This window comes from Streptomyces sp. NPDC051364, assembly GCF_040682115.1.
Lineage (GTDB): Bacteria > Actinomycetota > Actinomycetes > Streptomycetales > Streptomycetaceae > Streptomyces.
Genome location: NZ_JBFBAH010000015.1, coordinates 84,408 through 99,750, shown reverse-complemented (window position 1 = coordinate 99,750; position 15,343 = coordinate 84,408). Strand labels below are relative to the sequence as shown.

The 15,343-nt window shown below is 72.9% G+C and carries 12 protein-coding genes; 8 read left to right on the top strand and 4 right to left on the bottom strand.

The window, feature by feature from the left end; translation table 11 throughout:
* Positions 1-5: 5 nt before the first annotated feature.
* The gene (locus tag AB0M76_RS27670) at positions 6-803 is read right to left on the bottom strand and encodes a GNAT family N-acetyltransferase (protein WP_365955485.1); all 798 of its coding nucleotides are present in this window, start codon (positions 801-803) and stop codon (positions 6-8) included.
* 60 nt (positions 804-863) lie between these two features.
* Here AB0M76_RS27670 and AB0M76_RS27665 point away from each other — a divergent pair, with 60 nt between their 5' ends.
* The 6 genes from AB0M76_RS27665 (at position 864) to AB0M76_RS27640 (ending at position 8,487) form a co-directional block, all read left to right on the top strand.
* Positions 864-1,253, top strand: coding sequence for a signal peptidase I (locus tag AB0M76_RS27665; protein ID WP_030295063.1), 390 nt, complete (start codon positions 864-866; stop codon positions 1,251-1,253).
* Positions 1,254-1,454: 201 nt separating this feature from the next.
* Positions 1,455-3,704, top strand: a complete 2,250-nt coding sequence (locus AB0M76_RS27660) for an MMPL family transporter (RefSeq protein ID WP_365955429.1) — start codon at positions 1,455-1,457, stop codon at positions 3,702-3,704.
* Positions 3,705-3,743: 39 nt separating this feature from the next.
* Complete coding sequence (locus tag AB0M76_RS27655) at positions 3,744-4,298, top strand: GNAT family protein (protein ID WP_365955428.1); 555 nt, start codon at positions 3,744-3,746, stop codon at positions 4,296-4,298.
* 103 nt (positions 4,299-4,401) lie between these two features.
* On the top strand, positions 4,402-4,995 hold the full coding sequence (locus AB0M76_RS27650) for a hypothetical protein (protein ID WP_365955427.1): 594 nt from the start codon (positions 4,402-4,404) through the stop codon (positions 4,993-4,995).
* A gap of 190 nt (positions 4,996-5,185) precedes the next feature.
* Entirely contained in the window at positions 5,186-5,353 is a 168-nt protein-coding gene (locus AB0M76_RS27645) for a hypothetical protein (protein ID WP_168724336.1), read from the top strand.
* An 80-nt stretch (positions 5,354-5,433) separates the two neighbouring features.
* Entirely contained in the window at positions 5,434-8,487 is a 3,054-nt protein-coding gene (locus AB0M76_RS27640) for an AAA family ATPase (protein WP_365955426.1), read from the top strand.
* On the opposite strand, the gene AB0M76_RS27635 is transcribed toward AB0M76_RS27640, so the two are convergent.
* The 3 genes from AB0M76_RS27635 to AB0M76_RS27625 all read right to left on the bottom strand — a co-directional run bounded on the left by AB0M76_RS27635 (position 8,453) and on the right by AB0M76_RS27625 (position 11,050).
* Positions 8,453-8,614 (bottom strand): DUF6191 domain-containing protein, encoded by a 162-nt coding sequence (locus AB0M76_RS27635; RefSeq protein ID WP_365955484.1) that lies wholly within the window; start codon positions 8,612-8,614, stop codon positions 8,453-8,455. The genes AB0M76_RS27640 and AB0M76_RS27635 overlap by 35 nt on opposite strands.
* Before the next feature lie 52 nt (positions 8,615-8,666).
* Complete coding sequence (locus AB0M76_RS27630; protein ID WP_365955425.1) at positions 8,667-9,893, bottom strand: PQQ-dependent sugar dehydrogenase; 1,227 nt, start codon at positions 9,891-9,893, stop codon at positions 8,667-8,669.
* A gap of 149 nt (positions 9,894-10,042) precedes the next feature.
* Complete coding sequence (locus AB0M76_RS27625; protein WP_365955423.1) at positions 10,043-11,050, bottom strand: aldo/keto reductase; 1,008 nt, start codon at positions 11,048-11,050, stop codon at positions 10,043-10,045.
* Between the two features lie 79 nt (positions 11,051-11,129).
* On the opposite strand from AB0M76_RS27625, the gene AB0M76_RS27620 reads away from it, so the two are divergent.
* Together AB0M76_RS27620 and AB0M76_RS27615 are read left to right on the top strand one after the other, a co-directional pair.
* The gene (locus AB0M76_RS27620) at positions 11,130-12,077 is read left to right on the top strand and encodes a 2-hydroxyacid dehydrogenase (protein WP_365955422.1); all 948 of its coding nucleotides are present in this window, start codon (positions 11,130-11,132) and stop codon (positions 12,075-12,077) included.
* 351 nt (positions 12,078-12,428) lie between these two features.
* Positions 12,429-15,296: an EAL domain-containing protein gene (locus tag AB0M76_RS27615; protein WP_365955483.1), complete on the top strand. Its 2,868-nt coding sequence runs from the start codon at positions 12,429-12,431 to the stop codon at positions 15,294-15,296.
* Positions 15,297-15,343: the final 47 nt, after the last annotated feature.

Here is a 15,343-nt window from a genome sequence, read left to right as displayed (position 1 = left end):
GGCGGCTACGCGGTCCCGGTCCAGACGTACGGCACCGTCGTGCCCAGGCGTGTGAAGCCCAGGCGTTGCAGGATCGGGCGACTGTCGTCCGACGCGTCCACCTGGAGGTAGCGGATGCCGCGCTCCGCTGCGATGCGGGCCCGGTGGGCGACCAGGAGGCGGTAGATGCCCCGGCCCCGCCACTCCGGGAGGGTGCCGCCGCCCCAGAGGCCCGCGAAGGAGGAGCCCGGGCGCATCTCCATGCGGGCCGCGCTGACCGGGGTGTCCCCGGCCATCGCCACCACCGCCGCGACGGTCTCCGGCTCCTCCCTCAGCAGGGTGAGCAGCAGGTGCCGGATCCGGGGACGCTCCGTTCCGAAGGCCTTCGTGTGGACGTCCATCATCAGGTCGACGCCCGCCTCGTCCGTCACCACCCGCAGGGTGATCCCCTCCGGCGGCTCCACCTGCAGTGCGGCGAGTTCGTCCACCTGCCCCACCAGCAGGGTCTCGGCCGGCTCCGGGACGAAGCCCGCCGCGCGCAGCCGGTCCCCGAGATCCGCCGGCCGGTCGTGGTCGTACAGCTTCCACTCGAAGTCGCCGGCCCCGCGCCCCGCGAAGTGCGCCACCTGCGCCGCGATCTCCGCGTCCGCCGTCTCCTCGTCGAGGTCGGACCAGAGCACGCCGTTCCACCCCGGCCCGGGCACGGTCTGCCGTACCACCGCCCCCGCCCGTTCCACCCTGGCCTCCGCGGCGTCCGGCAGTGCGTCGCGGCGCATCTCCCGGTCGTACCGGTCCCGTACCTTCAGCAGTTCGTCAGGATTCATCGTCATCGGCCCAGCTCACCAGCCGTCCGCCCGCCCGCACAACTGCATTAGCCTCAGCCCGTGAACGACGACTCCATCTACACCGGCAAGGCCACCCCGGACGCCGCCACCGACCGCGGCTGGCTCCTCGGCCACTTCAAGGACCCCGCCGATCCGCGCCACAGCAAGGACGTGGAGATCAAGTGGGGAGTCCACCCGAAGGGCGACGAGCGGGCCCAGTGGGTGCGGGGCGAGGAGCGCACCGCGCTGCAGGTGCTGATCAGCGGGCGCTTCCGGCTGGAGTTCCCCGGCCGGACCGTCGTCCTCGCCGAGCAGGGGGACTACGTCGTCTGGGGCCGCGGGGTCGACCACTCCTGGTACGCGGAGGAGGACGCGGTGGTCCTCACCGTCCGGTGGCCCTCCGTCCCGGGCTACCGGGCCGACGAGCCGGACGGCCCGTCGAGCGGATGACCTTGGTCCCGCGCGGCTCCGCGCCCCTGTGACTATGCACACGAAAGGGGCCAACGATCACGAAACGCTGGGATCGTGGCGGTGTATACCTTCTTGGTCGATACCCGGGGCGATCCCCCGGGCTTCCGGCCTTCACGAGTTCCAGTGTCTTTGCGTCGGGCAGCTCCCGGTGAAGATCCGAACCACCAGGGAGCACGTCCGTTGGCAGCGATCGCACGGTGGTGCATGCGGCACCGGCTGGTAGCCGTTCTCCTGTGGCTGGTCGCGCTCGGCGCCGCCGCCGCGGCCGCAGGGACCGCCGGATCGGCGTTCTCCAACGACTACGAGGTCCCCGGCACCGAGTCCAGCCGCGCCCATGCCCTCCTCCGGGCGGGCTTCCACGGCCACGGCGGGGACACCGACACCGTCGTGTGGCGGGCCCCGGAGCATCAGAACGTCCGTACTCCCGACGTCCAGCAGCGCATGGCCAGGGCCCTCGACGCCATCGCCGGGCTCCCCGGCGTCGGTTCGGTCGCCGGCCCCTACGGCGCGGGGCCCGAGAGCGCCGCGCAGATCAGCCCCGACGGGCGCACCGCCTATGCCGTGGTGACGTTCGACCAGCAGGCCGACTCCGTACCCAAGGCGCAGGCCGAGGCCGTCGTCGACGCCGCGAAGAACCCCGCCACCGAGGCGGACGGCCTTCAGGTCGAGCTCGGCGGCCGGGCGATCGCCCTGACCGAGGCGCCCACCGCGCACGTCGCCGAGGTCATCGGCGTGGCCGTCGCGGCCCTCGTCCTCTTCCTCGCCTTCGGCTCGCTCGCCGCGAGCCTGCTGCCCATCGCGACCGCCCTGGTCAGCGTCGGCACCGCCTACTTCGGCATCACGCTCCTCGGGCACGCCATGCCCGTCGCCGACTTCGCCCCGATGCTCGGCACCCTCGTCGGGCTCGGCGTGGGCATCGACTATGCGCTGTTCATCGTGACCCGGCACCGCAAGGGCCTCATGCGCGGCCTGCCCGTCGAGGAGGCGGCCGAGCGCGCCGTCGCCACCACCGGCCGGGCCGTCGTCTTCGCCGGGGCCACCGTCTGCATCGCGCTGCTCGGCATGCTGGTGCTGCGGCTGAACTTCCTGAACGGCGTCGCGATAGCCGCCTCCCTCACGGTGGTGCTGACCGTCGCCGCCTCGGTCACGCTGCTGCCCGCCCTCCTCTCGTACATCGGCATGCGCGCCCTCTCGCGCCGCGAGCGCCGCCGGCTCGCGGCCGAGGGTCCGCGGCCCGAGACGCCCACCGGGTTCGCCGCCCGCTGGTCGGCCTTCGTGGAGCGGCACCCCAAACTGCTCGGCGCCGTCGCCGCGCTGGTCATGGTGGTGCTGGCGCTGCCCACCTTCTCGCTCCACCTGGGCACCTCCGACCAGGGCAACAACCCGGCCGGCTCCACCACCCGGCAGGCCTACGACCTGCTCGCCGACGGTTTCGGACCCGGCATGAACGGTCCGCTCACCGTCGTCTCCCGCCTCGACGGCGCCGGGGACCGGATAGCCGTCGATCACCTGGCCGAGGCGCTCCGTGCGACCGAAGGCGTCGCCGCCGCCGGCCCGGCCGTCTTCAACCGGAGCGGGGACACCGCCGTCCTGACCGTCGTACCGGACTCCGCCCCGCAGTCCCGGGCCACGAGCGAGCTGGTCACGACGCTGCGCGAGGAGGTCATTCCGGGCGCCGGGCACGGCAACACCATGGACGTCCACGTCGGCGGTGTGACCGCGGGCTACGACGACTTCGCCGACGTCATCGTCGGGAAACTGCCGCTGTTCGTCGGGGTGGTGATCACCCTCGGCTGCGTCCTGCTGCTGCTGGCCTTCCGGTCCCTCGGCATTCCGCTCAAGGCGGCCGCCATGAACGTCGCGGCGGTCGCCTCCTCCTTCGGCGTCGTCGTCGCCATCTTCCAGTGGGGCTGGGGCAGTGAGCTGCTGGGCCTGGGCAGCGCCGGTCCGATCGAGCCCTTCCTGCCGGTGATCATGGTGTCGGTCCTCTTCGGACTGTCCATGGACTACCAGGTGTTCCTGGTCAGCCGGATGTACGAGGAGTGGCTGGAGACGGGCGACAACCGGCGGGCCGTCCGCGTCGGCCTCGCAGAGACCAGCCGGGTGATCAACTCCGCGGCGGTCATCATGATCTCCGTCTTCCTGGCCTTCGTGCTCAGCGGCGACCGGATCATCGCGATGTTCGGCATCGCTCTCGCCGCGGCAGTCGCCCTCGACGCCTTCGTGCTGCGCACCCTCCTCGTCCCGGCGCTGATGCACATGCTCGGCGGCGCCAACTGGTGGCTGCCCGCCTGGCTGGACCGCAGGCTGCCCAAGATCAGCATCGAGCCCCCCGAGCGCCGTTCGCGTGCGACACTTCCGGCGCAGCGACCCGGTGCCGGCTCCGCCACGAGCGAGGACGGCGCCGAGCCCGCCACCGCATCCCGGTGATCCGGCAACCCGCCGTATGAGACCCAAGGAAGAAGCCGCATGTTCTCGATAGACCTCGCCGACGACGCCCAGCTGTTTCCGCTGGGGGTCTGGCACGCCGAGGAGTTCCTGGCACACATGGACCGCGGCCGGGAGTTCATCGGCGAGCACATCGTCCTGGCCGACTACGTCACCGACCTCGACTCGGCGCGCGGCTTCCTCTCCACGTACGCACAGAAGACGGCCGCCGACGGCGGGCGGATCTACGGCATCCGGGTCGGCGGCACCCTCGTCGGCGGGGTCCTCTTCCGGACCTTCGATGCCGAGTCGGGCAACTGCGAGGTCGGCTGCTGGCTGGAGCCGACGGCGGCCGGCCGGGGCCTGGTGTCCAAGGCCTGCCGCGTCCTGATCGACTGGGCCTTCCACGAGCGCGGCATGCACCGCGCCGAGTGGCACGCCTCCTCCGCCAACAAGAAGAGCCTCGCCGTCGCGGAGCGCCTCGGGATGACCCGCGAGGGCGTCCTGCGCGAGGCCTACCCGTACCGCGGCGTCCGCCAGAACACCGAGATCTGGGCCGTCCTCGCCCACGAGTGGCCGCCTGTTCCCACCGCCTGACACCACCCGCCGCGGCCCCGGTCCGGGGCCCGCGGCCGGCCCGGCCCGACCGCGTCGGCGCATTCTCAGAAACCTCTCAGACAAGCCGCCTACGGTGCCCCGCATGGACACCACGAAGACTGCCGACCCGACCGCTCCCGAGGCGGACACCGCCGAGCCCCAGGCCGCCGAGGCCGCCGAGGCCAAGGCCGACCTCAAGGACGCCCCCGCCGCGGAGACCGCCGAGGCCACCGAGCCCGCCCTCTCCGACGAGGAGCTCGAGGACGCGCTCCACGACGACCTCGACGACACCGAGAAGGTGTCCGAGGGCGTCGGCGCCGCGGCCTCCGCCGTCGTCGCGGCCGGGCTCGGGCTCGTCGCCCTCAGCGGCAGCTGGGTCTCGCGCGTCATAGCCGAGCGCCAGACCCTCGTGGGCCAGATCGAGTCGGTCAACGCCGCCACCACCGAGGCGAAGATCGAGGCCCTGTACGGCGACGCCTGGCACATGACCGCCCTCGTCAACGGCGTCCTGTCCACCCTCGCCCTCCTCCTCGCCGTCTTCGTGCTGGCCCGCCCCGCCTTCGGCGCCCCCGGCCGCACTCTCCCGACCTGGGTCCGCGCCGTCTCCTGGGCCGCCGTCGCGCTCGGCGCCCTGGGCGTCCTGCTCTTCGGCCTCATGTACTTCGACATCCTGGCTCCCCTCCCGAAGGCCGCCTAGGACCCCCGTTTCGCCTGCCTAGGACCCCCTCCTAGGCACTCCCGATCCGACCCGGGGTCCTTCGGCCGCGGCCTAAGGACCCCTGCCCCGTACAGATGCGGCATGCGCCCGATGTGCCGGCACCCCCTGGGACGCGAATCTTGGATCACACCGAACGAGGTGCCGAGAAACGCAGACCAGGGAGTACGAGATGTTCGAGTACGAGATCGCCACCGCCCGCCGCGCCGACCTCATCCGCGAGGCAGATGCGTACCGCCGGGTCCAGGAGGCCAAGAAGGCGCGCCGCGCCTCCTCTCGCAGCCAGGAACCCGAAGGGCCGGTGAGCGGGCAGCGCAGCCGCTTCACCCGCGCCGCGTAGCCCGCGCCACGAAACGCGTGGACCGGCACGTGATGAGAAGCGCACCGATAACGAGTGCCGTCGGCCCGGGATCCTGTGCGATGCTCGGCGACGTGGAGACCAGATCTGTCAGCCCGGTGTTCGTCGGCCGAGCCGACGAACTGGCGGTACTCACCGACGCATTGGCCCGCGCCGCGGGCCAGGAGCCGCAGGCGATGCTCATCGGGGGCGAGGCCGGGGTCGGAAAGACCCGCCTCACCGAGGAGTTCCTCTGCGAAGCGGCCCGCCGCGGTGCGGTCGTGGCCGTCGGAGGCTGTGTGGAGATCGGGGCGGAGGGACTTCCCTTCGCCCCGTTCTCGACGGCCCTGCGCACCCTGCACCGGCAGCTCCCGGGGGAGTTGGCGGCCGCGGCCGCCGGCCAGGAGGACGAACTCGCCCGGATCCTTCCCGAACTCGGCGACACCCCCCGCGGCCCGCACGACGAGGAGAGCACCGCCCGGCTCTTCGAACTGACGGCCCGGATGCTGGAGCGGCTCGCTGCCGACCGCACCGTCGTCCTCGTCCTGGAGGACCTGCACTGGGCGGACACCTCCACCCGGCACCTGCTCTCCTACCTCTTCCGCACCCTCGCCAGCGGTCGGCTCGTCGTCGTCGCCACCTACCGGGCCGACGACGTCCACCGCCGCCACCCGCTGCGCCCGCTGCTCGCCGAACTGGACCGGCTCCGCACCGTCCAGCGCATCGAACTGCCCCGCTTCAACCGGGCTGAGGTGCGGCGCCAGCTCGTCGGCATCCTCGCCGCGCAGCCCGACGAGGCCTTCGTGGACTCCGTCTTCGACCGCTCCGACGGCAACGCCTTCTTCGTCGAGGAACTCGTCGCCTGCCGGGAGAGCGGCTGCCGCGCCGGACTCACCGAGTCCCTGCGCGACCTGCTGCTCGTGCGCGTCGAGGTGCTGCCGGACGCCGCCCAGCGCGTGGTGCGCATCGTCGCCGAGGGCGGCTCCACCGTCGAGTATCCGCTCCTGCGCGCCGTCGCCGGGCTGACGGAGGACGAGCTGATCGAGGCCCTGCGGGCCGCCGTCGGCGCCAACATCCTCCTCGCCACCACCGACGGCGACGGCTACCGCTTCCGCCACTCGCTGGTCCGCGAGGCCGTCAGCGACGACCTGCTGCCCGGCGAACGCGCCCGCGTCAACCGCCGCTACGCCGAGGCCATGGAGGCCGACGGCTCGCTGATCCGAGCCGAGGAGGGGGTCATCCGGCTGGCCAGCTACTGGTACCACGCCAACGACGCCGCCAAGGCGCTGCCCGCCGTCCTCGCCGCCTCGGTCGCCGCCCGCCGCCGGCACGCCTACTCCGAACAGCTGCGGCTGCTGGAGCGGGCGTTGGACCTGTGGGAGAGCGCGCCGGAGGAGGTCCGCGAGGCGCTGCGCCCGGTGGACTACACCGATGTGTACCCTCCGTGCGGCTGCGACCCGGCCACCACCCCGCTGCAGCGGCTCGACCTGCTGGCCGAGGCGACCGTCGCCGCCCGCTTCGGCGGCGAACGGGAACGCGCCCTGAAGATCACCAAGACGGCGCTGCGCCTGCTGGAGGAGGACCAGGACCCGCTGCGGGCCGCCTGGTTCTGGACCGAGCGCTCCCGGCTCGTCTCCAGCCTGGCCCGCGGCGACGGCTGGGAGGAGCTCGCCAAGGCCCAGGAGCTCGTCAAGGGGCTGCCCCCGTCCCAGGTGCACGCCGAGGTCCTGGTCCGGGCCGCGGGCTGGGGCATGCTCCACAACCCCGGCCCCGGCAACCTCGACGCCGCGGAACGCGCCGTCGACTACGCCCGCATGGTCGGGGCCGAGGAGATCGAGCTCAACGCCCGGATCACGGTGGGCTCCCTGCTCACCGACTCCGGCGACGCCGAGCGCGGCCTCGCCGAGATGCACGCGGTCCGGGAGCGATCCGTGGAGCTGGGGTTCGTCATGCTGGCGGGACGTGCACATATCAACCTCACCTCTCAGCTGGAAAGTACGGGCCGGTCCCGCGAAGCCGTGGAACTGGCCGAACAGGGGGTCGAACTCGTCAAGAAGTCCCGGCTGCTGGACACCGAGGCCTGGCTCAGCGGGAACATGGCGGAGAGCCTGTACAACCTCGGCCGCTGGGACGAGGCAGCCGAAGCCGCCCGGCGCGCCCTGAGCGTCGGCCAGAGCGCGGCTCCGCGCGGTTCCGCCTCCGCACGGCTGTCCTACCTGGCCCTGGCGCGCGGCGAAATGACCGAGGCGACCGGCCGGCTCGCCGCCGCCCACGCCCACTTCGGCACCCACGACAGCCAGCCCCAGCACCGCATACCGCTCTACCGCCTCGCGGTCGGCGTGGCCGCGGGGGAGGGCCGGATAGCCGACGTCCGCGCGGAGATCGCAGATGCGGTTGCCCACGGCTTCCCGCTCGGCCACCACCGCTACGCCTGGCCGCTGCTGCTCGCCGCCGCCTCCGCCGAGGCGGACGCCCGAGGACTCCCCGTTGCCGACGCCGGCCGCGAAGCCGCCCTGGACGTGCTCCGCGGCGCCGCCCGCGCCCTGGCCACCCCGGTGCCCGTGTGGACCGCCCACGCCGAGTTCTTCCGCGCGGAGCTGCTGCGCGCCGAGGACCGGGACACCGCCGCCGACTGGGCCGCCGTCGAGCAGGCCGTCCGCCCGCTGGAGCGCCCGTACCTGCTGGCCCGCGCCCGCCACCGGCTCGCCGAGGCCCTGCTGGCCTCCGGCGGCTGCCGCGAGACCGCCGCCGTCCTGCTCCGCGAGGCCTACGCCACCGCGGACCGGCTCGGCTCCCGCCGGCTCCGCGAGGACCTGGCCCTGCTCGCCCAGCGCGCCCGGCTCCCGCTCACCGAGGCCGACACACCCCCGGCCCTGCCCGCACCGGACACCGACCCCGTCGAGGCCCTGGGCCTGACCAGCCGCGAGCGCGACGTACTGCGCCTGGTCGCGGCGGGCAACAGCAACCGCCAGATCGCCGAGGAGCTCTTCATCTCCCCGAAGACGGCCAGCGTGCACGTCTCGAACATCCTGGCCAAGCTGGGCGTCGCCGGCCGCGGCGAAGCAGCGGCCCTCGCCCACCGGCTGCGGCTGTTCGCGCCCCTCACTCCTGCGGGGGCTGCTCGGCCGGGCGTATGAGCACCTTGCCGGAGTCGAGGTCTATCGGACCGCGCCCCGGATCGTTCACGTCGGTCCGGGACAGCTCCAGCCGCTTCTTCTCCTCGTCCGTGTGCTTGCGCCCCGGGTTGAACAGCTCCTCGATCATGTTGAACACCGCGCCCACCGTGCCTTTCGCCCCCCCACCGGGGACCCGTCGGTTACCGCACCGTCAGTGTCAGGATCCTGTCGTCGTCCGCCTCCGGCGATCCGCGCCCGTCCGTCTCGCTCGTGACCAGCAGCAATCTGTCCCCGCCGAGGGCTATCACCGTGCGCAGCCGGCCGTACTTCCCCGTCAGGAAAGCCTCCGGCTCGGCCACCGGAGCGGCCCCGGCCAGCGGGATCCGCCACAGCCGCTCGCCCTTCAGCCCGGCCATCCACACCGAGCCCTGCGCCCAGGCGATCCCGCTCGGCGAGGCCTCGTCCGTCTTCCACACGGCCACCGGATCACGCAGGCCGGGCTTGCCCGCCTTCCCCTCGGCCTCCGGCCAGCCGTAGTTCGCGCCGGGCTCGATCAGATTCAGCTCGTCCCAGGTGTTCTGGCCGAACTCGGCCGCCCACAGCCGTTTGTCCTTGTCCCAGGCCAGGCCCTGCACATTGCGGTGCCCGTAGGAATAGACGACGGAGTCGGCCTCCGGATTCCCGTGTACCGGCTGCCCGTCCGGGGTCATCCGCAGGATCTTGCCGCCCAGAGACTTCTTGTCCTGCGCGAGCCCGGTGTCGCCGGTCTCGCCCGTCCCCGCGTAGAGCATCTTGTCCGGGCCGAAGGCGATCCGGCCGCCGTTGTGGACCAGGCCCTTGGGGATGCCCCGGAACACCGTGTCCGGCGCGCCCAGTTGCTGACCGGGGTCCCTCTGCTCGTCGTAGCGCATCCGGGCGACGCGGTTGTCGGACTCCGTCGTGAAGTACGCGTACACCATGCGGTCCGAGGCGTACGAGGGCGACAGCGCGAGCCCCAGCAGCCCGCCCTCCCCGCCCGGGGCCACCCCGGGCACCTTGCCGATCGGCGTCACCTTGCCCGTGGCTGCCGCGACCCTGCTGATCGTCCCCTTGTCCCGCGAGGCGACCAGCAGGTCCCCGCCGGGCAGCGGGGCCACGCCCCACGGAGACTCCAGGTTCTTGGCGATCTCGCCCGCCACCGTCACGGAGCCCTTGGCCGGCGGCGGGGCGGCCTCCGACGAGCCGGACGGGGAGCCTGCGGGGCCGGCCGCCGATGGTGTGGGTGCCGCGCGGGGTGGTGAGCTGCCCGCCTTGCTGCCGGGGGCGCCCGCCGGTGCGCAGCCCGCCGCCAGCAGAGCCCCGCATCCGGCCAGGGCGAATGCCGCCAGCACTCCACGGGTCCGGGTGCGCGGGCCCTCGTACAGCTTGTGCGCCTGTCCGTATCGCATCGTCCTGCTCCCCTTCGGTCCCGCGATCGTGCCTTTCATCTGTCTCAACAGCTGCGGCAGTTCCCGAAGTTCCACCACTCGTACACCCGATCGAGTGGTTGTGTCGGCGCAGGCCCGGCCACGGCCCCGGCCACGGCCCCGGGCCCCGCTCAGTCCCAGGCTCCCACCGCCGCCGGCAGGGCCGCGATCTCGGCCAGGTCCCCGGCCGTCAGCCTGACCTCCGCCGCCCCCGCGTTCTCCGCCGCCCAGTGCACCCGGTCGGCCCCCGGCACCGGCACCACATGCGGCCCCTGCGCCAGCACCCACGCCAGCGCCACCTGCGCCGCCGTCACCTGCGGCCCGTGCCGCCGGGCCACCCGCCGCAGCCCCGCCACCAGCACCTGGTTCGCCGCCATCGACTCCGCCGTGAACCGCGGATGCCGCGCCCGTACGTCCTCCCACTCGAAGCCCTCGCCCGGCCTGAGCGTCCCCGTCAGGAACCCGCTGCCCAGCGGCATCGCCGCCAGGAACCCCACCCCGCGCGCCGCACACCACGGCAGCAGCTGCCGCGCCGCCTCCGGGGACCACACCGACAGTTCCGCCTGCACCGCGCTCACCGGGAACACCTGCTGGACCCGTTCCAGGTGCCCCAAGGTCACCCGGTACGCCCGGTCCCCGCGCCGCCCCGCACCCGGCCCGGCACCCGCGCCCAGCGCGCAGAACCCGAGCGACCGCACCTTCCCGGCACCCACCAGCTCCGCCATTGCCCCCCAGGTCTCCTCCACCGGGACGTCCGGATCGACCCGGTGCAGCTGGTAGAGGTCTATGACGTCCGTCCGCAGCCGCCGCAGCGAGGCGTCGCAGGCCCGCCGCATGTAACCGGGCCGACCGTCAGCCACCACGTGCTGCTCGCCCGCCCGCAGTCCCACCTTGGCGGACACGAACGCCTCCGCCCGCCGCTCCCGCAGCACCCGCCCCAGCAGCAGCTCATTGGTGAACGGCCCGTACAGGTCGGCGGTGTCCAGCAGGTTCGCCCCCAGGTCCAGCGCCGTGTGCACCGTGGCCAGCGACTCCTCGCCGCGGCGCCGCGAGGGCGCGTACGCCCAGCTCATCGGCATGCACCCGAGCCCGACGGCGCCCACCGTCAGCGCCCCCGCCCCGATCGACCTGCGCTCCACCCGTGGGTCCCCCTCCCGGTCCGGCAAACAAACTAACGGCTTGATCAGGATCCTTTGGCCTTGGCATAGCCTCGTGATCATGACTGCAAAGACAGCGGACGTCTGGCTCCCGTTCCCCGCCGAAGAGATCGAGGGCCTCCCCGATACCTTCCGCTACCGCCACTGGGACGGCGAGGACACCTTCCCGGCCGATCCGGCCGCCTGCGTCTTCTACGTCACCCCGTACATGAAGTCCGCCGAGGTCACCCTGCGCCCGCTGGCCGGCATGCCGGACCTGGAGGTCGTACAGACGCTGACCGCGGGCATCGACCACGTCCTGGACGGCCTCGACCTCCTGCACCCCGGCGTACGGCTGTGCAACGCGCGCGGCGTCCACGAGGCGAGCACCGCAGAGCTGGCGCTCACCCTCACTCTCGCCTCGCTGCGCGGCATCCCCGGCATGGTGCGCGGCCAGGACCGCGAGGAGTGGCGCGGCGGCTTCTACGACGCCCTCGCCGACAAGTCCGTACTGATCGTCGGGTACGGATCGATCGGCGCGGCCATCGAGGACCGGCTCGCGCCCTTCGAGTGCGCGCGGGTCACACGGGTCGCACGCTCGGCGCGCACCACCACGCGCGGGCCGGTGCACGCGCACGCCGACCTGCCCCGGCTCCTCCCGCAGGCCGACGTGGTGATCCTCTCCACTCCGCTGACCGATGCGACGCGGGGCCTGGCCGACGCCGCCTTCCTCGCCGGCATGAAGGACGGCGCCCTGCTGGTGAACGTGGCGCGCGGCCCCGTCGTCGAAACCGCCGCGATGCTGGCGGAACTGGAGTCGGGCCGGCTGCGCGCGGCACTCGACGTCACCGACCCGGAACCGCTGCCCGCCGGCCATCCGCTCTGGCATGCTCCGAATGTCCTGATCACGCCTCACGTCGGCGGCAGCAGCACCGCGTTCGAGCCGCGGGCGAAGCGTCTGGTGGCCCGCCAGCTGCACCGGTTCGCCGCCGGGGAGCCCGTCGAGAACACGGTCCTGATCACCGAGTGACGCGCTGTGCGCACGCTCCGCATCCGTCCGGACGCGCACAGTGGCCACAACTCCCCGTGTGGTAACGGAGAGTAGACCATCTATGTCCCTGAGTGACGAAAGTGGTGTATCGTCCGGACCAAGGGGCTGCAGCGCGTTCGTCTGGCGCTGGTGAGTGATCGGACACTTTGGGGGGCGACGGGCGATGCACGGCCAATGGACGAAGGATCCGATGCGGCACAGCCGCCGGAGGCGACGCTGCCGAGACTGGGCTGCACCGGAACCAGCCGGCGAGGGGGGCCGGTGAGTGCCCCGGGGGCGGCGCTGCTGACCAGGCAGCCCGTCCCGGGCGGCGGTGGCAGGAGCCTGGCGATGCAGCTGCTCCTCGCCCTGATCAGCGGCGGTTACGCCGTCGGCGCCGCCCTCGGCTGGGGCTCCGAGGAACTCGCCGAGATCATGGGCGACTTCGGGCTCAGCGCCGCCGCCTTGCTCGCCGCCGTCTCCTGCTACACCTACGCACGGGCCATCGACAGCCGCGAGCGCCCGGCCTGGCTGCTCTTCGCGTTCTCCTCCCTCATGGGAGCCTGCGGCAACGCCGTCTGGGGCTGGTACGAGGTGATCCTCGGCGAGGCCGTGCCGAAGCCCTCGGTCGCCGACTTCGCGTTCCTCTGCTTCGCGCCGCCCGCCATCGTGGGCCTGCTCGTCCTCGCCAAACGCCCGGTCACCCGCGCCGGCTGGGTCTGCCTCGGGCTCGACTCCTGGCTCATCGGCGGCTCCCTGCTCACCCTGTCCTGGAGCCTGGCCCTCGCGCACGCGGCGCGCACCGCCCAGTCCGGGGCCCCAGGCAGCGTCCCGCGCGCCGCACTCTCCCTCGCCTACCCGCTGCTGGACATCGCGCTCGTCTCCATGGTGCTGGTCCTGCACTTCCGGCGCTCCGAGGCCAACCGCTCGGCCGTCAACACCGCCATCGCGGCCCTGGCCCTGACCGTGCTCAGCGACGCCCTGTTCACCTCGCCGCTGCTGAGCGCCGAATACCAGTCCGGGCAGCTGCTCGACGCCGGCTGGTTCGCCGGCTCGCTGCTGCTCGCGTACGCACCCTGGGGCGCCCGGCGCATCCACCCGGACCCGGGGACGCCGGGGCTTCCGCGCGCCGACCGTCCCGTCAGCCGTCCCGTCAGCCGCCCCATCACCGGCTCGCTGCCCGCCCTCACGCCGTATCTCGCGGCGGCCGTCTGCACCCTGGGCATCCTGTACAACGTCGTCGACGGCAGGAAGGTCGACCGGGTGGTCGTCTTCACCGGCTGCACGGTCGTGCTCGCCCTCGTCATCCGGCAGGGCATCATGCTCATCGACAACATCGCGCTGACGCAGGAACTGGCCCAGAAGGAGAACCACTTCCGCTCCCTCGTCCAGGGCTCCAGCGACGTCATCATGATCGCCGCACCCACCGGGACCCTGCGGTATGTCAGCCCCGCAGCGGCCGGGGTCTACGGGCGCGAGGCCGAGGAGCTCATCGGCACCGAGCTCGCCACCCTGATCCACCCGTACGACCTGGGCCGGGTGGTCCACGAGGTACGCCGCTTCCTCGCCGCACAGCCCGCCGAGGAGCCGACCACCCGCATTGAATGCCGCTTCAAGTCGGGCAGCGGCGAATGGCTCAACGTGGAGTCCACCGTCAACCGCCACCAGGGCGGCCTCATCCTCAACAGCCGGGACGTCACCGAGCGGGTCCGCCTCCAGGCGCAGCTCCAGCACAGCGCCGAGCACGATCCGCTGACCGACCTGCCCAACCGGGCGCTGTTCACCCGCCGGGTCCGCCAGGCCCTGACCGGCCGGCGCGCGGGGGACCACAGCACCGCCGTGCTCTTCATCGACCTCGACGGATTCAAGGCGGTCAACGACACCATCGGCCACCAGGCCGGCGACGAGCTGCTCATCCAGGCCGCGCACCGGCTCCAGGACTCGGTGCGTGCCGGTGACACCGCGGCCCGCCTCGGCGGCGACGAGTTCGCGGCGCTGATCCTGGGCGACGGCAGCCGCGACCGCAGTGCCCGCGAATACCAGGTGCACGAGATCGCGGACCGGCTGCGCACCACCCTGTCCCAGCCGTACCGGATCGCCGGCAGCGAGGTCCGGGTCGCTGCCAGCATCGGCGTGGCCTTCGCCGACCCCGGCATCACCCCTTCGGACCTGATGCGCAACGCGGATCTCGCGATGTACCGCGCCAAGGCGGGCGGCAAGGACCGGGTCGAGCTGTACGCGCCCCAGATGCAGGCCGAGGTCGTACGGAAGGCGGAACTCGCCGGGCGGCTGCGCACCGCGCTGCACGACGGGGAGTTCGCCCTGCTGCACCAGCCCGTGGTCTCGCTGGCGACCGGCGAGGTCACGGCCGTGGCGGCGCAGGCCCGCTGGCGCTCCGCCCAGGGGATCCTGTTCACCCCGGCGGAATTCCTCCGGGTGGCCGAGTACAGCGAGGGAGCGGCGGCAGGGCCGGACGGTCGCGGCGGGCTCCCCGGGGGCACGCCCACCCGGGCCGCCGAGCTGGGGCGCTGGCTGCTGGACGAGGCCGTGGGGCAGGCCGCCGAGCGGCACCGGATCGGGCACGACGTACCGGTGGCCGTCCGGATGAGCGCGCAGCGGCTGCTGGACCTGGGGCCGGCGGCAGCCGGGGGAGCCGTGCCGCTCGGCTCCGTGGATGCCTTGCTGAACCGCCACGGGCTGCCGTCCGGCGCCCTGGTGATCGAACTGGCCGACAGCGACCCCAGAGTCCCCTTCGACGAGCTGGAGCGGCGCCTGGCGGCCCTGCGCCGCCTGGGGGTCCTGATCGCCCTGGACGGCTTCGGCAGCGGCTACGCGGCCATCAGCGCCCTGCGCCGGCTCCCCGTGGACATCCTGAAGCTGGACAGAGGCCTGGTCGAGGGCGTGGTCGAGTCCGCCCGACTCCACAAGATCACCGCTGGTTTGTTGCGCATTGCAAATGATTTGGGCATGCAGTCGGTGGCCGACGGGGTCGACCTCCCCGAGCAGGTCATGGCGCTGCGCGCAATGGGCTGCACGCACGGCCAGGGAGCGGCTTTTTCCGGCCCGCTCGACGAGTACAGGCTGCGCCGCGCGCTGGTGCGCGGTACGTTCCCAGTACCGGGCGGATCGGCCCAGCCTGCCTTGGCCGGTGGTTCGTCCGGGGGCTCGATGGCCATCCGCAGAGGCTCACATAATGAGACGCCCGTCCCACCCGCTTGACATCCCCCTCCCGCCGGAGGGAGGGTCAGTGCCATGCGCACCCGAAT